The 19,513-nt window shown below is 56.1% G+C and carries 14 protein-coding genes, 1 tRNA gene and 1 pseudogene; 4 read left to right on the top strand and 12 right to left on the bottom strand.

The window, feature by feature from the left end; genetic code table 11:
• Nucleotides 1–270 precede the first annotated feature (270 nt).
• The 6 genes from B5E84_RS16145 to metA form a co-directional block, all read right to left on the bottom strand.
• Entirely contained in the window at nucleotides 271–447 is a 177-nt protein-coding gene (locus tag B5E84_RS16145) for a DUF4250 domain-containing protein (RefSeq protein WP_087224625.1), read from the bottom strand.
• Nucleotides 448–537: 90 nt separating this feature from the next.
• On the bottom strand, nucleotides 538–1,728 hold the full coding sequence (locus B5E84_RS16140) for an HNH endonuclease domain-containing protein (protein ID WP_162612880.1): 1,191 nt from the start codon (nucleotides 1,726–1,728) through the stop codon (nucleotides 538–540).
• 72 nt (nucleotides 1,729–1,800) lie between these two features.
• Nucleotides 1,801–3,180, bottom strand: coding sequence for an MATE family efflux transporter (locus tag B5E84_RS16135; protein ID WP_087224619.1), 1,380 nt, complete (start codon nucleotides 3,178–3,180; stop codon nucleotides 1,801–1,803).
• A gap of 424 nt (nucleotides 3,181–3,604) precedes the next feature.
• Nucleotides 3,605–4,810: a winged helix DNA-binding domain-containing protein gene (locus B5E84_RS16125; RefSeq protein ID WP_087224613.1), complete on the bottom strand. Its 1,206-nt coding sequence runs from the start codon at nucleotides 4,808–4,810 to the stop codon at nucleotides 3,605–3,607.
• Between the two features lie 396 nt (nucleotides 4,811–5,206).
• Nucleotides 5,207–6,109, bottom strand: a complete 903-nt coding sequence (locus B5E84_RS16120; RefSeq protein WP_087224610.1) for an NAD(P)/FAD-dependent oxidoreductase — start codon at nucleotides 6,107–6,109, stop codon at nucleotides 5,207–5,209.
• 495 nt (nucleotides 6,110–6,604) lie between these two features.
• Nucleotides 6,605–7,546 carry a homoserine O-acetyltransferase MetA gene (gene metA, locus B5E84_RS16115; RefSeq protein ID WP_087224606.1) on the bottom strand — a complete coding sequence of 314 codons (942 nt, stop codon included), beginning with the start codon at nucleotides 7,544–7,546 and terminating at the stop codon, nucleotides 6,605–6,607.
• A gap of 184 nt (nucleotides 7,547–7,730) precedes the next feature.
• On the opposite strand from metA, the gene B5E84_RS16110 reads away from it, so the two are divergent.
• From B5E84_RS16110 to B5E84_RS16095, 4 genes are all read left to right on the top strand, one after another.
• Nucleotides 7,731–8,492 carry a MurR/RpiR family transcriptional regulator gene (locus tag B5E84_RS16110; protein ID WP_162612879.1) on the top strand — a complete coding sequence of 254 codons (762 nt, stop codon included), beginning with the start codon at nucleotides 7,731–7,733 and terminating at the stop codon, nucleotides 8,490–8,492.
• Between the two features lie 140 nt (nucleotides 8,493–8,632).
• The gene (locus B5E84_RS16105; protein ID WP_087224600.1) at nucleotides 8,633–10,189 is read left to right on the top strand and encodes a PTS transporter subunit EIIC; all 1,557 of its coding nucleotides are present in this window, start codon (nucleotides 8,633–8,635) and stop codon (nucleotides 10,187–10,189) included.
• 15 nt (nucleotides 10,190–10,204) lie between these two features.
• A complete protein-coding gene (locus B5E84_RS16100; RefSeq protein WP_087224597.1) occupies nucleotides 10,205–11,530 on the top strand; it encodes a family 4 glycosyl hydrolase in 1,326 nt (441 codons plus the stop codon).
• A gap of 108 nt (nucleotides 11,531–11,638) precedes the next feature.
• On the top strand, nucleotides 11,639–12,922 hold the full coding sequence (locus B5E84_RS16095) for an O-acetylhomoserine aminocarboxypropyltransferase/cysteine synthase family protein (protein WP_087224594.1): 1,284 nt from the start codon (nucleotides 11,639–11,641) through the stop codon (nucleotides 12,920–12,922).
• A gap of 110 nt (nucleotides 12,923–13,032) precedes the next feature.
• Here the strand turns inward: B5E84_RS16095 and ligA are convergent, their stop codons facing one another.
• From ligA to B5E84_RS16065, 6 genes and pseudogenes are all read right to left on the bottom strand, one after another.
• Nucleotides 13,033–15,015 (bottom strand): NAD-dependent DNA ligase LigA, encoded by a 1,983-nt coding sequence (gene ligA / locus B5E84_RS16090; RefSeq protein ID WP_087224591.1) that lies wholly within the window; start codon nucleotides 15,013–15,015, stop codon nucleotides 13,033–13,035.
• A gap of 256 nt (nucleotides 15,016–15,271) precedes the next feature.
• Nucleotides 15,272–15,988: pseudogene (locus tag B5E84_RS16085) on the bottom strand (pseudouridine synthase); the annotation flags it as partial.
• 84 nt (nucleotides 15,989–16,072) lie between these two features.
• Nucleotides 16,073–17,119, bottom strand: coding sequence for a tRNA preQ1(34) S-adenosylmethionine ribosyltransferase-isomerase QueA (queA, locus tag B5E84_RS16080; RefSeq protein WP_087224585.1), 1,047 nt, complete (start codon nucleotides 17,117–17,119; stop codon nucleotides 16,073–16,075).
• Nucleotides 17,120–17,206: 87 nt separating this feature from the next.
• The gene (locus B5E84_RS16075) at nucleotides 17,207–18,118 is read right to left on the bottom strand and encodes a hypothetical protein (protein WP_087224582.1); all 912 of its coding nucleotides are present in this window, start codon (nucleotides 18,116–18,118) and stop codon (nucleotides 17,207–17,209) included.
• 238 nt (nucleotides 18,119–18,356) lie between these two features.
• Nucleotides 18,357–18,428: transfer RNA gene (locus B5E84_RS16070), tRNA-Arg, on the bottom strand.
• Between the two features lie 57 nt (nucleotides 18,429–18,485).
• On the bottom strand, nucleotides 18,486–19,445 hold the full coding sequence (locus tag B5E84_RS16065; protein WP_087224580.1) for a LysR family transcriptional regulator: 960 nt from the start codon (nucleotides 19,443–19,445) through the stop codon (nucleotides 18,486–18,488).
• Nucleotides 19,446–19,513 lie beyond the last annotated feature (68 nt).

The following is a 19,513-nucleotide window of genomic DNA, read 5'->3' as shown; positions in this document are numbered from 1 at the left end:
GGAAAGGGGAAAGGGGGAAGGCGGGAGACGGGAGACGGGAGGCGCGAAACGGGGGAAGTCCTGGATTGGCGCGGCTCGCGGTTCGGTGCAAATCGCGGTTCGGCACAACTCGCGAATCGGCACAACTCGTGGTTCGGCGCAAATCGCGGTTTGGCGCAGCTCGCGGTTCGGCACAAATTGCGAAACGAACCGCGGAAACCGTCTCGGATGACAGATTCCCCTGCTCCAGGCCGGTTCCGCGGCTCGTTTTTGAAATGTCCGGAAAATGAATCAGATAAACTGATTCTCCTCCTTGCTGTACTCATATCCAATTTTGGATAATGTTTCTTCGATCTCCTTCCGGTCTGCCCCTGCTGACGCGCAGAACTCCTCCAGGCTGGGATAAAAATCCCGCAGCTGGGTGTTCACGTAGCTGAGGAGAATGGCTGGATCCTTCGGTATCGCCATGCTGTTTCCTCCTGATCTTCCGCCGCAGAATGCCCGCAGGTACTCCGCCGCCGGGTTTTGATGGTATTTTACGGCAAAGGGCGGGCAATGTCAAACAGAGACGCCTCCTCCCGCCAAACTCTCCGCCCCGCGCCACAGGCCGTAGCCCTGCAGCCTGGCCATCTCATAGACCGGGCGGAAATTCCGCTCTAAAATCTGCCCAAAACGCTCCTGAGTGTTCCCCTCCACAAAAAGCTCCTCTGCCGCCCAGATGGCGTTTAGGTTGTCCCGGCGGCATTTTTCAAACCGCTCACGCACTTCGCTGTAGGTGAAAATACTTTTGTACAAAACGTACTGGTTCTCCGCCAGAGGTGGAAAATAGCGGTTCCACTCCGGCAGGCGGTTGCCTTTGCTGGCGTTCAGGCGGCCGTCCATGGGCGTTAAGTTCCACAGCTCGTTGTTGGCAATGTAGGACCAGGGGATAAAGTGATCCAGCTCAAAGGCCGTTTCTTTCAGGGTGTCCCCGGTGTAAATGTCCCGGATGGGACAGCGGCTGGCCTCCGCCGCGGCCTTCCACAGGGCGCGGGCATGGCCCAATTTCCGGCCTCCTTCCGTGTTCGCCTCCAGCTTGTAGATGATGCCGGGGACGCCGGGGTTGCGGTCCTGCAAAAACTGTGCCTTTTTCATCCGGATCCAGCCGGAAATCACCTGGTAATTGTCCAGCACCAGCTGCCGCCAGTGGGGATTCATCCGCACCCGTTTCTGCAGGCCGCGGCCGTCTACGATGGTGTAAAAAATGTCGGTCTCCTCGCTCACCTGCTGCACATAGGCGATAAACCGGCCGCGGCTGCCCCACAGGCGGTCGCGGCCGTTAATTTCCTCCAAAAAGGAGGACAGCAGGCGGTAGGGAACGCAGGCTGCCAGGTTGTTTTTGTCCTTTTTAATGCTCTCCTCATTCCGGCGGATGGCCGCCAAAACGCCTTCCCGAGTCACCGGCCGTGGGAGGTCCGGATCCTGTTCCAGGGTTTTTACAATCCGCTCCAGGAAATTTTCCGACTTTCCCCGGATCGCCGGCCCCAGGTGGAGGTGATATTCCGTCACGGAGTGCCACACTGCCCAGATCATCTCGTCTATGATCTCGTCGAAGGTCAGCTCCCGTTCCTCCTCCCACGTCAGTTTTAAAATGGCCTCCAGCCAGTAAAATTTATAGCACTGAGACGGATCCTTTAACATTCCTGCAAATTTTTCCGTGTCCAGGCCATTGACATACACCAATCCTGACCGAATGTCAAATTCTTTCATACCATCCCTCCTGCTTTTATCGCCCAGATTTTCTGTTTTCATCAGTTTACTACGAAACGGGTGGCGAAACAATCAAAACCGCCCCTCTTTTTCTGCCCCTTTCATCTCTGGCCTCCGGCTCGCCCACGCTCCCCGTTTCCAATACCAGAACCCGGCCGCTGCCGGAAGAATGGGGGAAACCGCCTGGCCAATGTAGATCCCGGGCGCCCCAAGATCCAGACAGAAGGCCAGGATCCAGCTCACGGGAATCCGCACAAACACGGCGTCTAACAGGGCATTTCCCATGGCGATCCCGGCAGAACCGGCGCCGATGGCAAAGGAATCGAAGGTGTACATGGCCGCATAGACCAGGCTGTTGATCCCGCAGCAGATGCGCAGATATAAGATCCCGTCCCGGATCACTTCCCGGTTTTCCGGCTCAAACAGGGCCACCAAAGGCCCGGCGAAAAGCTGAACCGTGAGCACAGCCGCCAGCGTCACCAGAAGGTTTAAGCGCAGGCCCGTTTTCACAGTGCGTCTTACCCGCGGGAGGTCTCCCGCCCCCATGTTCTGGCCGGCCATGGCTGTCACCGCCTGCCCTACGGCCCAGCAGGGCATTCCCGCGAAGGTGTTGATTTTCAGGCCAATTCCAGAGGCTGCGGCCACGGCTACTCCAAACTGGTTTAACATTCCTGTGACAAGCAGATAGGAAAGGTTTACCACCACCATCTGAATCGCCGTGGGCAGGCCGATCCGCAAAAGTTCTTTCAAGCAGCCGCTCCCTTCTCTCCGTCCCTGAATGGAAACATCAAAGACAGCCGTTTTCCTTTTTAAATGCAAAAGGGCGAGAAAACAGGAGACGGCCTGGGAAAAAACGGTGGCGTAGGCCGCTCCCACCGTTCCCATATGAAACGGGCCCACCAGCGCCAGATCCAGCACAATGTTCACCGCCGCCGCGGCCGCCACAAACCCCAGGGGGCTGCGGGAATCTCCCAACCCTTTCAGGACGGAACAAGCCGCGTTGTAGCCAAAGACAAACACGGTGCCGAAACTGATCACTCTCATGTAGCCGCAGGCATCCTCCATGGCCTCCGCCGGCACGTTCATAGCCTGCAGCACCGGCCGGTAAACCGCCAGGGCCGCCGCCGTGACAGCGAACGAAGCCCACAGGGAGATTTTAAACAACGTCCTTACCGTCTCCCCTCTGGCCTGCCGGTCATTTGCCCCCTGATACCGGGCTGTGAGCACCGTGCCGCCCATGGTGACGCCGATGCAGATGGAATTGATGATGAAACTGATGGAGGAGGCGTTGCTGATGGCAGCCAGCCCCGTTTCCCCCACCAGATTCCCCACAACCACCATATCCACGACGCTGTAGAAGGACTGTAAAAGGTTGGCCAGAAGCAGAGGGAGGGCAAAGCAAAACAGGTTTCGGGATACGGAACCGGTGGTCAGAGTCTTTATTTCTTTCATAAGTTTAAGTTCCTTTCTTTTTTACGGTTCATTTGCGCCGCCGGCTCAAACGGCGGCGAATCGGAGGTTTCGATTCCAAGTGTGTACCGCGGCGCTTGCCCGAGCCGGAGTATGGCCGCCTCACCATTGGAAACGAGTTTCCCGTGGCAAACAAAAAGGCAGCAGACAAAGCATTGTCCACTGCCAAACCGTCAAAAAAGAAATATGGAAACAGGAAGAAAGCGGCGTCTCTAACGGGCCGCGTCAAGGGCGATTCTGCTCCCCATGCTCTCCTGTCTCTCCGGCTCCGTACAATGCTTTGTATCAACAGCTTGCGCGGAGCCATTTCCAATACAAAATTTTCCAAACAGCATTGTACTCACCCCTTCCGAATGTTTCTGATAATGGGATTATAGCGGTTTGGGAGGAGAATGTCAATTCCCCCTCATTTCACCTCAAACTCCCCGATTTCCTCCCCGCGGAACGCCCCGTACGCCTCCGCCAGCTCCCGGATGGCGTTCCGGCTGACGCCCTCCTCCCAGAGCGATGCCTGAAACCGCAGGCCTTTTCCTTTTCCGCCCTGGACCGCCGTCCAGATTCCCACGGCCTTTCCCTGGACTATCACGACGCCGGGGTTGGCCACCGTTCTCCAGATCTGCCGCTGGAGGCTTTTTTCCGGCTGGAGCACCTGGCGGTCCCGCTGATCCAGATAGGGATCGTGGCCGCCTAACAGGAGGAGCTGCCGCTCAAACACCGGCTTGCCCCACAAAGTTTCTCCGTCCTCCGCCAGGATAAACGCCCGTTTCCCCTGGAACATCACCGGCTCCAGCTCTCCGGCCACCAGTTTCCACAGCCGTCTGGCCTGAACCCCGGAACAGCCCAGCCAGGCGGCCAGCATATCGGCAGTGGCCGGGCCGTAGCAGTGCAGGAATTTCCGCACCAGTTTTTTCCCTCCGTCCCCATCCGCCTCGAAGGGACGGCCTGTCCAGTTTTCATAGGAAGTAAAGGAAGGCGACGCGCCCTTTCGCTCCCCGAACACGACGCGGCCTTCAAAGGCGCAGGGACGCAGCAGAAAGGAGACGGCCACCCCGCCCACCGTCTGTTTCTCCGGGTTTCCGTACATAGAGGGCTGGCTCCAGAGAGGCCGTTTTTCCTCCGGAAGAAGGGGGAGCATCCGTTCGGCCAGAGTCTGATCCAGCTCCGTCTTGCTCACCAGCGTCTGATGATCCAGCTCCCCGATCACCTGGCGGAGGGCCTCCAGGGTTTCTTCAAACTCCAGTCCCACAAAATCCAGAGCCAGCTGGATCCCCCTCGTATAGATCCACGGTTCCTTCCCCTGAGGAATCAGGGCCGAGAGAAAGGCACCCGTCTCCCCGGCTGGAAATACCAGGGGGACGCCCCGCAGGCTCCAGGCCTGAAGAAGGGATTTTTCCCGGTATAGCAGCCGTTCCATTTCCTCCCTGCCGCAGGAGGGCACCCGGTTCCAGAGAGCCGTTTCCCAGGCTCCCGGCGGGCTGTTCTGAAATCCACAGGCCCCGGCGGCCTCCAACACCTCCTCCATCCCGTACTCCCGGTCCAGATGGTGAGCCCGCAGGCGGAAACTCCGGATCTGTTCTGCCGTGACCTCACGGCCCTTGGGTTCGTTCTTCATGGCGTTTCTCCTTTCCAGCCTCGTATGGCTATCATTGTACCACGGCAGCCTGCGGCAGGAAAGGATTTGCGGCGAAATCCTACAGGAGCCTACAGGAGTCTGCCGGATCGTGAGGAATCATGGGAAGGAATCATGAGGAAGAATCCCGGGCAGAAAATAAGGAGCCTGCGGGCGTTTTTCCCTCAAGCTCCCCATTGCGGCTGCCACCGCGGTTGCAGTCGCGGTTTCCGCTGCGGTTATGGTTTTGGTTGTGATTTTGATCGTGGGTTTTGCATTTGTATGGTTTGATCGCGGCTTTTGGCGTTCCCATTCTCTGATGATCGTTTGTGACGTTTTCAGCGGCAAGATTCGCGTTTCCCGCGCGGTTTCGCAAACGGGCACGTTTTGGCGTGTGCCTTAGCAGGCAGCAGCCGCATGAATAGCGGCTATGGCGCCGTCCGCCACCGCCGTAGCCACCTGGCGAACCTGCTTGACACAGATGTCACCGGCGGCGTAGACTCCTGGCAGAGCCGTTTCCTGCCGCTCATTTACCGGGATATAGCCGTCCTTTAACTCCAGCTCCCCGTACAGTTCCGTGGCCGGAGTGGAACCGGCATAGACAAATATGCCGCAGCCGGGATCCTCCACCACCTCCGTTTTTCCCGTTTTGACGTCCGTCAGCTCCAGCCGCTCCACCTGTCCGTCCCCGGAAACGGCCGTCAGCCGGGTGTGGAGACGCACCTGGATATTTTCGCTCGCCTCCACCCGGTTTTTAAATTCGGCGATGGTTCCCAGCTGATCCTCAAAATGGATTACAGTCACCTTCTCTGCCAGCCCCGCCAGGTAAAGGGCCTCCTTGATGGCACCGTCGGCACCGCCCACCACGTAAACCTGCTTTCCGGCGTATTTCTGCCCGTCCCTGGCGGCGTTCATACCGATTCCGCGGCCCCAAAGCTCTGTCTCCCCCGGAATCCCCAGCTTTCTGGAAACGGTGCCGTTTGCCAGGATCACCGTTTTGCCCTGGTAGGTGTTCCTGTCGGTGGTGACCATTTTCACGTCCCCGGAAAGGCTGACGCCCGTCACCGTCTCATAGACGATCTTCGCCCCGGCCCGCTCCGCCTGGGACTTTAACCGGGCGGCAAAACTTTCCCCCGTCTCCGGCTCCACCAGAGCCGAATAGTGGGTCACCGTGGACACCCGGCCGATGAGGCCGCCCACCTTCTCCTTTTCAATCATCAGGGTGGATTTCCCCCTGCTCACCCCATAAATCGCCGCGCTGACCCCCGCCGGCCCGGCGCCGATGATTATGATGTCATACATTTTGTTCCTCCTTGTGGTTGTTGGGATTTGATATTGAGGTTTGGTATTTATTTTTTAAAGTTAGTTTTGACTAACTTTATGTATATAGAGTAAGGGATGAGGGAGAAAATGTCAAGGAACGGGAGGTTGATTCTTAGTTTTTCTGGAAAATTGGGGTTTTATGCGGAGGGGATGGGGAAAATACTGCGATATTGAAAATGTTTTTTCACACTCACGGTCCAGACCGGTGAAACTTCCGCTTAAATCTCGGGATTTGTCACTCCAATAAAATGTGTGCGCTGCAGCGCACACTCGCGCCGGAACGCGGCTACGTACGCAGCCATCTCCCCCTGCGCGGAGTGCACATACCGCCGGAGGCTGTTATGTCCTAGGAAACGCAATTTCCTAGGATATAAAAAACAGGCACAGAGTTTCCTTCCCCTGATACGCTCCTTCTGGGTCTTTCGGAATCTCCATGCCTGTCTCTTTTTTCTGCGGGAAATATTTATATCATTTTTACCGTTCTCCGCCCTCCCTCAAATACCGCAGTTTCTCCAAATCATAGGGCGTTGTCTGATATACATAGTAATTCAGCCAGTTGGAGTAAACGCAGTTGGAATTGGCACGCCAGGTGAGCTGGGGGCGTTTTTCCGGATCGTTTTCCGGGTAGTAGTTGTCCGGCACGTCCGGATCCAGGTCCCGGCCCACGTCCCGGCGGTATTCCTGATCCAGGGTCATCCGGTCGTACTCCGAGTGGCCGGTGATAAAGATCCTCCGGCCGCCGTCGCCAATAATCATGTAGCTGCCGGCCTCCTGGCTTTCCGCTACCACCTGGAGCCTGGGCTCCGCCGCCACCGCTGCCTCGTCAAGCCCGGTGTAGCGGGACTGGGGCACGTAAAATACGTCATCCATTCCTCTGGCCAGGAGCACCTTCCGGTGCAGCAGCTCGTGGCGGTAAACGCCGCTCAGTTTCTTCTCCAGCATCACCTTTTTGATCCCGTAATGGTAGTACAGCCCCGCCTGGGCGCCCCAGCAGATGTGAAAGGTGCTGAACACGTTGGTTCTGCTCCACTCCATGATTTCCGTCAGTTCGTTCCAGTAGCTCACTTCCTCAAAAGGCATCTGCTCCACCGGTGCCCCGGTGATGATCATGCCGTCAAACCTGCGGCCGCAGATCTCCCGGAACCGCTTATAATACTTATTCAGATGGGAGGCGGGCGTATTCTTGGACACGTAGCTCTCCACGCACATCAAAGTCACGTCGATCTGCAGAGGGGTGTTGGACAGGGCCCGCAGAAGCTGCAGCTCCGTCTCCTCCTTGGTGGGCATCAGGTTCAGGATCACAATGTAAAGCGGGCGGATGTCCTGGGTCATGGCCCGGTGCTCATCCATCACAAAAATGTTCTCATTTTCCAGGATCGCCTTAGCCGGCAGATCGTTCTGTACTTTGATCGGCATGGTTTCGTCTCCTTTGCTTCCATTTGTCGTATTCCATGATGATACCATATTGACCGGGGAGAATCAACCGGGAAGGACCTTGTTTTCGGCCTATCCCCCTCTGTTGAGTCATTGTAAAACTCTCTCCTTTATGCTAAAATTTTTTTATTGATATTTTCTGAAACAAATGAGGTGGGAGAACAGTATGGAATACCTTGCGGAAATTTACGAAACCCTTACAGAAAGTGAAAAACGCGTATTTTCCTATATTTATCAAAACCAAGCCCGTTCGGCAAAAATGAACATCCAGGACGTGGCAAAGGCTGCTGCCGTTTCCAAGACCGTAGTCATCAATATGTGCCAGAAACTTGGCTTTGAAGGGTTCAGCGATTTCAAATACTACCTGAAAAGTCAAAAGTCTGTCCTCCCAGAGGAACTTCCCCTTGAGCTTGACCACCTGCAAAATATGATCTTAGACCAGGTAAAACGCACTCTCGCTCTCATAAATGCCGATGTTTTCCAGGAAGCCTCCCGCTCCATCACAGGCTCCAAAACCGTTTACATCGTCGGACGCGGAACCAGCAAAGCTGTAGCCAGTTATCTGGAACGTATGTTTCTCATGCTGGGTATCAAATGTATCAACCTCACGGATTTCAATTTAATCGGCGCTGTAGTGGAAAACATCGACATCAACGAAACTCTGATCGTAATTTCCCTTTCCGGGGAAACGCAAAAAGCTCTGGAGGTGGCCAGAATCGCCAAAGCCCGCAACGCCGCCGTAATTTCCATAACTGGTTTCACCACCAACACTCTGAGCCGTATTTCCGATCTCCACCTCTACTGCGCCGCGGATCAGGTGGATACAAAATCCTGCGATCTCCATTCCCGAATCGGTCTGTTCGTGGTGGCTGACATTCTGATGAATTTTGTACGTCAGCGCAAAACAACCTCCATCTTTAAATCCTGATATGACTAAAGTCAAAAGCTGTGACCTCCGTCAGAAAAAAGAACGGTTGTCACGGCTTTTTTCTTGTTTTCACATCTCCAATTCCCTATAATCAAACAATATACAAAGCAAAAACCATTATGTATGAGGAGGTTAGAAATATGCTGAAAAAGTACAACCAAACGATCCAAAAATTCGGCCGTACCCTGCTCCTTCCCATCGGTGTCATGGCCCCGGTTGGTATGGTCATGGGCATCACCGGTGCCTTTGTCCAGTCCTACATGATTGCGCGATTCCCCATTCTGGGCACTCCGGCAATCAACACGGTCCTGGTCAGCATCCGCTCCATCGCCAGCATCGTTTTTGACAACATTCCTCTCCTGTTCGCTATGGGGGTAGCCTACGGGATGAGCAAGCGGGATAAAGGCATCTCCGTATTCGCGTCGGTCATCGGCTATCTGGTCATGCTCATCTCCATGAACGTATGGCTTACAGCCACGGGAAATCTGGCAGATCCGGACGTTATGAGCCAGGTGGGACAGATCCAGGTGCTGGGCATCCAGACCCTGAACATCAACGCTTTAGGCGGAATCATCGCCGGCCTGGTAGCCGCCTGGGCCACTGACCGGTTTTACAACCTGCAGCTGCCCGTTGCCTTCGCCTTCTTCGCCGGTAAAAAATCTGTGTCTATTATCTGCATTGGCATCATGGCTCTGTTAGGTGTTACTATTCCCTGGGTCTGGCAGTTTTTGGTGGCCGGACTTACGAAACTGTCCGTAATCTTCCTCTCCCCGGCAGGACCCTTCTTCACCGCAGCCGGAGAGCGGGCATTCATCCCCTTTGGCCTGCACCATCTGTGGAACTCCCTGTTCCGCTTTACGGAGGCCGGTGGTTCCTACGTCATCAACGGAGAAACCTACGTGGGCGTGGTTCCGGCTCTGAACGAAATTCTGTTCAATCTCGGCCCCTCCAGCGAATACTGGTCCCTTATGCCCAGCCTTACCCGTTTTATGGCCCAGCAGCAGATGCTCTGCACCATGTTTGCCTTCCCGGCCATCGCCCTGGCCATGTACCGGACTTCCTATAAGGAAAACCGCCCCCTGGTGAAATCCCTGATGATCACCTGCGTGGTGACGGCTCTTCTGGGAAATGTGACGGAGCCTTTGGAGTTTTCCTTTGTGTTTATCTCCCCCGTCCTCTACATCATTTACGCCTGCATTATCGGTCTGGGCGCCGTAGCTTTAAGCTTTGCCCATGTGGGCATCGGCTACATCCGCGGCACCATCTTTGATTTTGCCATTTTCGGCCTGCTGTACGAGGATACAAACTGGCTGTCCTTTATCATCATCGGCCTGGTTTTGAGTGTGGTCACCTACTTTGTATTCAAATGGTTCATCCTCCATTTTGACATCAAGACCCCCGGACGGGAGGACGCTCCCTCTCTGGATAACACCCTGATCCGCGAAAAACAGTACGACAAAATCGCGGAAATCGTCATCGAGGCCCTGGGCGGAAAGTCCAACATCAAAAACGTGGACAACTGCATTACCCGCCTGCGCATCGACCTGGAGGATGTGAAAAAAGTAGATAAAACAAAGCTGGAGCAGTCCGGCTGTTCCGGAATCTTCTTCCCAGCCCCGCAACATATCCATGTGGTATTCGGCCCCATGGTGGAGTTTGTGCGGAACGCCGTGGACGAGAAACTTGAAAAAATGTGACAGGAGGCAAGGTTTATGAACAGACAGAAACATACCATCACCATCGCTGGGGCCGGAAGCGCCAGGGTCCCGGCCCTGATCGGAAATCTTATTGAAATGAAAGAGCGTTTCCCCCTGGACAAAATCATTTTTTACGACATCGACAACGAGCGGATGGGAAAAATGGAGGCCTATGACCGCCTGGTGTTAAAAACCTTCTGGCCGGAGGTGGAGGTGGTGTTTACCACCGACATGGATGAGGCCTACTCCCGCACGGACTTTATCTTCTGCCAGATGCGGGTGGGAAAGGGGGCCATGCGCAGCTATGACGAAAAACTGCCCTTAAAATATGGTCTGGTAGGTCAGGAAACCTGCGGGCCAGGAGGATTTTCCTACGGAATGCGTTCCCTGGGCGCCATGAAAGAGATGGTGGAAAAGGTGCGCTCCTACTCCAAGGACACCTGGATCCTCAATTACACCAATCCGGCGGCCATCGTGGCCTACGGCCTGGAGAGAATGTTCCCGGAGGATACCAGGATCCTGAACCTGTGCGACCAGCCCTTCTCCCTGATGAAATCCTTTTCCAAAATCCTGGAACTGCCCCAGGAGCAGCTACGGGCCCGCTACTTCGGCCTCAACCACTTCGGCTGGTTTACCGACCTTTTTGACACCGACGGCAACAACCATTTTGACCGGCTGCGGGATTATTTAAAAAACCATGATTTCAAGCCTTTCAACGCCGAGCAAAGGGCTAAATCCTGGCTGGACACCTATGTGCGGGTCAACCAGTATATGCAGTATTTTGACGAGTATATCCCCACTACCTACCTCCAGTACTACTTCTTCCCGGAAGAAATCGTAGCGGAGAGCAATCCCTCCTACACCCGTGTGGATGAGGCCAGGGAGACCAGGGAACGAGAGGTGTTTGAGACCTGCGCCCTGGCAGAGGGAAAAGATACCATGGACGGCATCCCTATGCTGACCAATCAGGTATTTGGAAAACTTATGGTAGAGGTGGCAGAGTCCATCGCCTACGACCTTCACAAGGAATTCATCGTGCTGGTAAAGAATAACGGCCTGATCCCCAACTTTGAGGAGGACGCCATCGTGGAGGTGGCGGGCACCATCGGGAAAAACGGGGCACAAGGCTACTATTTCGGAGAGATTTCCCCCTTCTACAAGGGGTTAATGGAAAACCAGTACGCCTATGAGCGCCTCACGGTAGAGGCCTTTATGGAACAGAATTACACCAAAGCCCTGCAGGCCCTGACCCTAAACCGGACGGTCATTGATCCCCGGAAAGCAAAGGCCATCCTAGACGATTTTCAGCAGGTGTCCAGAGACTACTGGAACCTGAAATAGCCGAAAACAGCCGGCTCTCCCCAGAAACGCACTTGTCCCGCCCCCAATCTTTTGCTATACTTAAGCTTATATTTTATCTCTTACCATCACTTATGAGGAGGAACGTCCATGGATAAACATTTAAGCATTGAGACAAAGTGTATTCACTCCGGCTGGCATCCGGGAAACGGGGAGGCGCGGCAGATTCCCATTTACCAGTCCACCACCTTCAAATACGACTCCGCCGACGAAATGGGAAAGCTGTTTGACTTAGAGTCCAACGGCTACTTCTACACCCGGCTGCAAAACCCCACCAACGACGCCGTAGCCGCCCGCATCGCCGATCTGGAGGGCGGGGTGGGCGCTATCCTGACCTCCTCCGGCCAGGCCGCCACCTTTTTCTCCATTTTCAATATCTGCGAGGCGGGAGGCCACATCATCTGCACCTCCGAGATCTACGGCGGCACTTTCAACCTGGCGGGCGTCACCTTAAAGAAACTGGGCATCGACTGCACCTTTGTCAGCGCTGACGCCACCGACGAGGAGCTGGACGCCGCCTTCCGTCCCAATACGAAACTGGTGTTCGCGGAATCCATTTCCAACCCCGCCCTGGTGGTCTTAGACATTGAACGGTTCGCTGCCGCGGCTCACCGCCACGGCGTCCCCCTCATCGTGGATAACACCTTCGCCACCCCGGTCAACTGCCGGCCTTTTGAGTGGGGCGCCGACATTGTGACCCACTCCACCACCAAATACATGGACGGCCACGCCGTACAGGTGGGCGGCTGCATCGTGGACAGCGGAAACTTCGACTGGGAGGCCCACGGCGATAAATTCCCCGGCCTGACCACCCCGGACGAGTCCTACCACGGCATCACCTACACGAAAAAATTCGGAAAAATGGCATACATCACCAAGGCGACCTCCCAGCTCATGAGAGATTTGGGCTCCATTCCCTCTCCCATGAACTGCTACCTTTTAGGCGTCTGCCTGGAGACCCTGCCTTTGCGGGTAGAGCGTCACTGCTACAACGCCCTGACCATCGCCCGCCACTTAAAGAATCACGAAAAGATCGCCGCCGTCCACTATCCGGGACTGGAAGGGGACAAATACTACGGCCTGGCCCAGAAATATATGCCGAAGGGCACCTGCGGCGTGATCTCCGTGGAAATTAAAGGCGGCCGGGAGTCCGCGGTGCGGTTCCTTGACAGCCTGCGCCTGGCCTCCATCGCCACCCACGTGGCCGACGCCAAGACCTGCGTCCTCCACCCCGCCAGCCACACCCACCGCCAGCTCACCGACGAGCAGTTAAAGGACGCCGGCATCTCCGCCGGCCTGATCCGGATGTCCGTGGGCATTGAAAATGTAAACGATCTGCTGGCCGACATCGACCAGGCTCTGGAACAGGCGTAACACCTGTAAAATCGGTTCTTAACCGTTCCAAAGCCTTTTTCACCAATCATCAGACGGCAAACCCCCCTGGAAACGGCATTTTCCGCCGCTCCAGGGGGTTTTCTTATAGTTTACGATTCTCTTTCTTTTTCCTCCAGCAGATTCAGGAAATCCGCCTCCGACAGAATGGGGATTCCCAGTTCCTTCGCCTTCTTGTTTTTAGAGGAATTGGAGGTGGTGTCATTGTTGATCAGGTAGGTGGTCTTGCCGGTCACGCTGCCGGTGGCCTTTCCGCCCTTGGATTCGATGAGGGCCTGCAGCTCCTTGCGGTTGGCAAAATGCTCCACGCTGCCGGTGATCACGAAGGTCATTCCCTCAAAGGGTTTCGCCCCTTCCTCCTCCGGCTCCGTCTCAATGGTCAGCTCTGCCAGCAGCCGGTCCACAATGCCGTTGTTCTTCTCGCTGGCAAAAAACGCCGTCCAGGCCTCCGCCAGCACGCCTCCGATGCCGTCCACCTCCGTCAGCTCCTCCGCCGACGCCCGGCGCATGGTCTCAAAATCGCTGTGGAAATGGCGGCAGAGCATTTTGGCGTTTGCCAGGCCGATCCCCGCGATCCCCAGCCCGTAAATCACCCGGGGAAGGGTGGTCACCGACGCCCGTCTGGCCGCCGCCACCAGGTTTTCATAGGACTTTTCCCCAAAGCCGTCCATCTCCACGATGGCCTCTCTGTGGCGGTCTAGGTGGAACATATCGCTGTACTCGTGGATGAAACCGGCGCTGATAAATTTCTCCAGAGTGGCCTCTGAAAGGCCGTCAATATTTAAGGCGTCCCGGCTCACAAACAGGGTAAAGCTCTTGATTTTCTTCGCCTGGCAGTCCGGGTTGGTGCAGTAGAGGGTTTTGATGCCGCTCATGTCCCGTATCTCCGTGCCTCCGCCGCAGACGGGGCAGATCTTCGGGATGTCCTTTACGCCGCTCCTGGTGAGGTTGTCGGCGATCTGGGGAATGATCATGTTGGCCTTATACACCGTGATCCGATCCCCCACGCCCAGCTCCAGGGATTCCATAATACTGATGTTGTGAACGCTGGCACGGCTCACAGTGGTTCCCTCCAGCTCCACCGGCTCAAATACCGCCACCGGGTTGATTAACCCCGTCCGGGAGGCGCTCCACTCGATGTAGGATAACGTAGTTTCCTGAATTTCATCCGCCCATTTAAAGGCGATGGAGTCCCTGGGAAACTTCGCCGTGCGCCCCAGGGATTCCCCGTAGGCGATGTCGTCGTAGAGCAGCACCAGGCCGTCGGAGGGCACGTCGTTTCCCTCCACCGCCTCCGCAAACTCATGAACAGCCTCGGAAATGGTCTCCGCCGTCACCGTCTTCCACTCCACGGTCTCAAAGCCCTGGCTTTGCAGCCACTGGAACTGTTTCTCCCTGGAATTGTCAAACTCCGCATCTTCCACGTCCCCGGCGCTCACCAGAGCGAAGGCGTAAAAGCGGACGCTGCGCCTGGCGGTGATCTCGTTGTTTAACTGGCGGACAGAGCCGCTACACAAATTCCTCGGATTTTTGTACTTTGCGTCCACGTCCTCGATTTCCTCGTTGATACGCTCAAAATCGGAGTAGCGGATCACCGCCTCCCCGCGGAGCACCAGCTGGCCCTGGTAGGCGATTCTTAGGGGGACGTTTACAAACATTTTCGCGTTGTTGGTGATGACCTCGCCGATCTCCCCGTTTCCTCTGGTGACCGCCTTGGCCAGCGTCCCGTTTTCATAGGTGAGAACGACGGTGAGGCCGTCCATTTTCCAGGAGAGAAGGCCCTTCTGGTCTCCCAGCCACTCCCGCAGCTCGTCCACGCTCTTTGTCTTATTTAAGGAGAGCATGGGGCGGTCGTGGGCCTCCTTCGGCAGTTCGCTGAGCACCTGGTAGCCCACGTTCTGGGTGGGGCTGCCGGCAAACACCACCCCTGTCTCCTTCTCCAGGGCCGCCAGCTCGTCGTACAGGGCGTCGTACTCGTAGTTGCTCATGATCTCCCGGTCTTCCTGATAATAGGCCTTGCCGGCCTCGTTTACAATCTGGATCAGCTCCTTGATCCGCTTGATTTTATCTTCCATACACCATTGATTCCTTTCCCTGTATTGCGAGCTTTTTCCGGCCTCACTCCCCGTCCGGGGCGTCATAGCGGCGGATGGGCGTGCGGAAAATCCGTTTTTCCGGGCGTTTTCCGGCCTCGGAACGGGGGATCCTGGGGCGGTCTGGACGGGTATCCGGACGGGCATCCGAATGGGCCGGACGAGGTTCCGGGCGGGCCGGACTGGAGGCACGAGGTTCCAGGCGGGCCGGCTTTGCCTCCTCATTCCGCCGCGGTGCGTTGCTGGAGTCCTCCAGCAGCCGTTCCAGCTCGCTCCACTCCTGATCCGTCACTTCCCGGTAAGCGCCGGTGCGCAGGTCGCCCAGCTGGATATTCATGATCCGCACCCGGCGCAGGGATACCACCCGGTAATCCAGGGCCGCGCACATCCGGCGGATCTGCCGGTTCAGCCCCTGGGTGAGAATGATCCGGAACGTATAGCCGCCGGTCTTTTCCACCACGCAGGGTTTCGTCACCGTGTCCAGGATTTCCACGCCGTTTCGCATCTGATCCAGAAATTCCCCGGTGATGGGCTTATTCACCCGCACCATGTACTCTTTCTCATGATTGTTGCTCCCCCGGAGGATTTTATTCACGATGTCCCCCTGATTCGTCATCAGGATCAGCCCGCTGGAATCCTTGTCCAGACGGCCGATGGGATAAATCCGCACAGGATAGTTTAAAAACTCCACAATATTCTCCGCCCGGTCCTTGTCGGAGGTGGTGCAGACGATTCCTCTGGGCTTATTTACCGCCAGCAAAATCTTCCGCTCCTTCTTCCGGCTGCTCACCTCCACGCCGCCGCAGACGATTTCCTCCGTTCCTGTAACCTTCATGCCCATGGAGGCGGGAACGCCGTCCACCAGCACCTGCCCCTGCTCGATGAGGCGGTCCGCCTCCCTGCGGGAACAGATTCCGGAATCGCTCAGATATTTGTTCAGACGCATTTCTTCCATAGTGTTCTCCCTCAGCCAACTAGGACCCGCAGACGCCCAGCACCGCTGCGCCCCGCAGGCCCCTGTTTCCTTTGTATCTTCCCTTTAAGTTTCCTGCTCCGGATGGGACGCGATGAACATAGCATCCCCAAAACTGAAAAACCGGTATCTCTCCCGGATCGCCTCCTCATAGGCCGCCAGCACGTGCTCCCGTCCCGCCAGGGCGGACACCAGCATCACCAGAGTGGACTCCGGCAGGTGGAAATTGGTGATCAGGCCGTCTAAGATCCTGAACCGGTAGCCGGGATAGATGAAAATGTCCGTCCAGCCGTTTCCGGCCTTCAGAATCCCGTCCTCTCCCGTGGCGGACTCCAGAGTGCGGCAGCTGGTGGTTCCCACGCAGATCACCCGTCCTCCGGCCGCTTTCGCGTCGTTGATCTTCTTCGCCTCGTCCTCCTCCACAATGTAAAATTCCGAGTGCATATGGTGATCCAGCACATTTTCCACCTTTACCGGCCGGAAGGTCCCCAGGCCCACGTGAAGGGTCACATGGGCGATGGTAACGCCCTTTTCCTCGATCTGCCGCAGCAGCTCCTCCGTAAAGTGAAGGCCGGCGGTGGGGGCCGCCGCGGAGCCGTCATGCTTGGCGTAAACCGTCTGGTAGCGGTTTTTGTCCTTCAGCTGATGGGTGATGTAGGGCGGCAGGGGCATCTGTCCCAGCTGATCTAAGATCTCCTCGAAAATCCCTTTGTAGGAAAACTGGATCAGCCGGTTTCCCTCCTCCACCACGTCCACTACCGTTCCCTTTAAAATGCCGCCGCCAAAGAGGATCACCGTCCCCGGTTTCGCCTTTTTCCCTGGCTTTACCAGGACCTCCCAAATATCGTTCTCCCGGCGTTTTAAAAGCAGCACCTCGATCTTTGCCTGGGTGCCCTCCTTTTCCCCGAACAAACGGGCCGGGATCACTTTGGTGTCGTTGATTACCAGGCAGTCTCCCTTCCTTAAATAGGAGACAATGTCCTTAAAAATCCGGTGGCTGACCTCCCCGGTCTCCTTGTCCAGCACCAGCAGCCGGGACGATGAACGGTCCTCCAGGGGATCCTGGGCGATCAATTCCTCCGGCAGGTCAAAATAAAAATCCTTCACATCCATCTGAAATTTCTCCTCTTTACCAGACCGCCCCGCAGCCAGTTGCCTGTCTGCAGGGCGTTTGTTTCTCTCTTGCCTGTTTCTCCAGGCTTACGGAGCGGACGTCTCCTCCGCTGTCTCCGCCTGGGCCTGTGTATCTGCCGCGGCCGTTTCCGCCGCTGTGGTCTGAGGCGTCTGATTGGAGCCGGGCACAGTCGTGCCGTCCTTCAGCATCCCGTAGGCGCTGGCCAGCCGGCTGTCCGCCGACACCGCCACCTCCAGCTCGTCGTTGACCTGGGCCGCCAGCCGTCTCACCGGCTCGCTCTGTTCCGCCTTTGCCGCGTACTCCGCCTCCTCGGCAGTGATATTTTCCACAATATGATAAGTCCCGTCTTCTTCCATCCGCACATAACACCACATAATCGTGGGCGCGAGGGTTTCCGTCACCTGGAACCGGATGTCCGCGGTCACGTACACCACGTAGGTGTTGTCCTCCATTCCCGGCAGGGTATAGCAGTCCACGTTTTCAATCGACTGCACGTACTTTGCCCGGTACTGCATCCGCTGGCGCAGTTCCTCCACTCCCGTCATGTCCGTCTTTCCGTAAAGGGCATACATAGCCTCGGCGTCACAGTCCGTCTTTGCCTCACAGTATGCCTCCATCAGGGCGGTGATCTCCGGAATCTCATTATGCTTTAAACCAGTCTCATCCGCTGTTTCCGCCTCCTGGCCCGCGGCCGCTGCGCTGACGTCCCCGTCTGAGGGCTCCTCAGCGGACATTTCCGTGTCCCCTGTCTCCTCGCTGGGTTCCTCTGAAACGGGCTCCTCTGCCGGCGTCACAGCCTCCTCCGAGGAAATCTCCGTGTCCTCCGTAGAAACTGTGCCTGTGCCAGGCTCCCTGTCGGTCAGAACAATGACAAGAATCAAAATGACCACGATCAGAGGCAGCGCCAGGATCCGCAGGTATCTCTGCCAATCCCTGTTTCCGGACGAACGCCCCTTTCTTCTCTTTTGCGTTTTCATTCTTGTTATATCCTCCTGTAAGGTACTTTTTGGCGTACCTCTGTTTATTTTAACAAAATATCTATGAAAAAGCAATAAAACCGTAACAAGATTTGCGCCGGGCCCCACCGGGCGCTCCCGGCTGAGTTCCACCGAAAGCCAAAGCCGCCGGCATCCCGAAAAACGCCCTTTCCCCTGGCACAAACAATGCCGCAGTCCGGGACATCCCAGGCTGCGGCATCATTTTTCCAAACAAAAATGCATCTGATAGGAATCGAACCTACGCACGCGGCTCCGGAGGCCACTGCTCTATCCACTGAGCTACAGATGCGTCGGGTATTATCTTACTACATTTTCTGGAATCGTGCAAGACCCTTTTTCATTTTTTTCACAGCGCGCCCTTCTCCGCTCCCCTTTCCCCATCCTGATACGGTTCCAGATAGCGGTCCGCGGCGTCCATAAACAGCTTTTGAACCTGTCCAATGGAATCCTCCCGGAATACCATCAGATATTTTAACTCATACCGCTGGTCGATCTCCACCGGATACAGCGGGACCGCGAAAACCGGGTTGGTCATGTCCAGCGCCACACGGGGCATCAGCTGAATGCAGTTCCTCTGAACCGCATAAAACCGGGATACCGCCACATCCCCCAGGCAGGTGATGGGTTTTGTATAGCCCCGCCGCCTCATTTCACAAAACAGCGACCAGTAGATCAGATCCTCGGCGCGGGCGAACCCCGTTGTGATCTCATAGGGCATCAGATCCTCCAGCGTTACCTGCTCCCGCCCATACAGGGGATGGCCGGAGTTTACTCCAGCCACAAGATGAGATTTTAAAATCTCCCGGCACTCCAGCTGACTGTATTCCAGTTTCGTCCTCACATATTTATCGTTGAACTGATTCACCTGAAACAATCCCAGATCCATGCTGCCGTCTGAAACCTCACTTAAAATCAGTTTCTGGCTGCTCCGCTTTAAAGAGACCTGGATCTCCGGATAGCGTTCCCTCACGTCCACGGCCGTGGCTCCCAGAATATTCATGCAGCAGTATCCGTCTCCTCCGGCGGTCACATTTCCCCGAATCGTGCCGTTTACCCGCTCGCGGACCGTTTTCATATCCTCCACGCACCGGCTTACGATTTTCGCGTTTTCCAGAATCTCCTGTCCTGCCTCCGTCACGTGGACGCCCTTCGGCCCCCGCCTCAAAAGCTCCACTCCCAGCTCCATTTCCAGCGTACGGATGGATGTGCTGATAGAAGACTGCGACGTATAAAGCTCCCTGGCAGCCTTGGAAATAGAACCGTACTTCTCCACCGCGATCAAATATTCCAACTGCGTCAGCTGCATAAACTTCCCCCTTCACGGCCTGTCCCCGCAGGCATCCCATACTCCGTTTATTATATCAAATTCACAGG

Source organism: Lachnoclostridium sp. An14 (assembly GCF_002160755.1).
Lineage (GTDB): Bacteria > Bacillota > Clostridia > Lachnospirales > Lachnospiraceae > Lachnoclostridium_A.
Note: the sequence above shows the minus strand (reverse complement) of the source record. Positions and strands in the feature narration are given on the sequence as shown.

What these genes read in the sequence shown, in the direction of transcription:
- B5E84_RS16120 (WP_087224610.1), bottom strand. Translation starts at nt 6,109, where the DNA reads ATGTATGACATCATAATCATCGGCGCCGGGCCGGCGGGGGTCAGCGCG.
- queA (WP_087224585.1), bottom strand. Translation starts at nt 17,119, where the DNA reads ATGGATGTGAAGGATTTTTATTTTGACCTGCCGGAGGAATTGATCGCC.
- B5E84_RS16065 (WP_087224580.1), bottom strand. Translation starts at nt 19,445, where the DNA reads ATGCAGCTGACGCAGTTGGAATATTTGATCGCGGTGGAGAAGTACGGT.
- B5E84_RS16100 (WP_087224597.1), top strand. Translation starts at nt 10,205, where the DNA reads ATGAACAGACAGAAACATACCATCACCATCGCTGGGGCCGGAAGCGCC.
- B5E84_RS16075 (WP_087224582.1), bottom strand. Translation starts at nt 18,118, where the DNA reads ATGAAAACGCAAAAGAGAAGAAAGGGGCGTTCGTCCGGAAACAGGGAT.
- metA (WP_087224606.1), bottom strand. Translation starts at nt 7,546, where the DNA reads ATGCCGATCAAAGTACAGAACGATCTGCCGGCTAAGGCGATCCTGGAA.
- B5E84_RS16135 (WP_087224619.1), bottom strand. Translation starts at nt 3,180, where the DNA reads ATGAAAGAAATAAAGACTCTGACCACCGGTTCCGTATCCCGAAACCTG.
- B5E84_RS16110 (WP_162612879.1), top strand. Translation starts at nt 7,731, where the DNA reads ATGGAATACCTTGCGGAAATTTACGAAACCCTTACAGAAAGTGAAAAA.
- B5E84_RS16145 (WP_087224625.1), bottom strand. Translation starts at nt 447, where the DNA reads ATGGCGATACCGAAGGATCCAGCCATTCTCCTCAGCTACGTGAACACC.
- B5E84_RS16140 (WP_162612880.1), bottom strand. Translation starts at nt 1,728, where the DNA reads ATGAAAGAATTTGACATTCGGTCAGGATTGGTGTATGTCAATGGCCTG.
- B5E84_RS16095 (WP_087224594.1), top strand. Translation starts at nt 11,639, where the DNA reads ATGGATAAACATTTAAGCATTGAGACAAAGTGTATTCACTCCGGCTGG.
- ligA (WP_087224591.1), bottom strand. Translation starts at nt 15,015, where the DNA reads ATGGAAGATAAAATCAAGCGGATCAAGGAGCTGATCCAGATTGTAAAC.
- B5E84_RS16125 (WP_087224613.1), bottom strand. Translation starts at nt 4,810, where the DNA reads ATGAAGAACGAACCCAAGGGCCGTGAGGTCACGGCAGAACAGATCCGG.
- B5E84_RS16105 (WP_087224600.1), top strand. Translation starts at nt 8,633, where the DNA reads ATGCTGAAAAAGTACAACCAAACGATCCAAAAATTCGGCCGTACCCTG.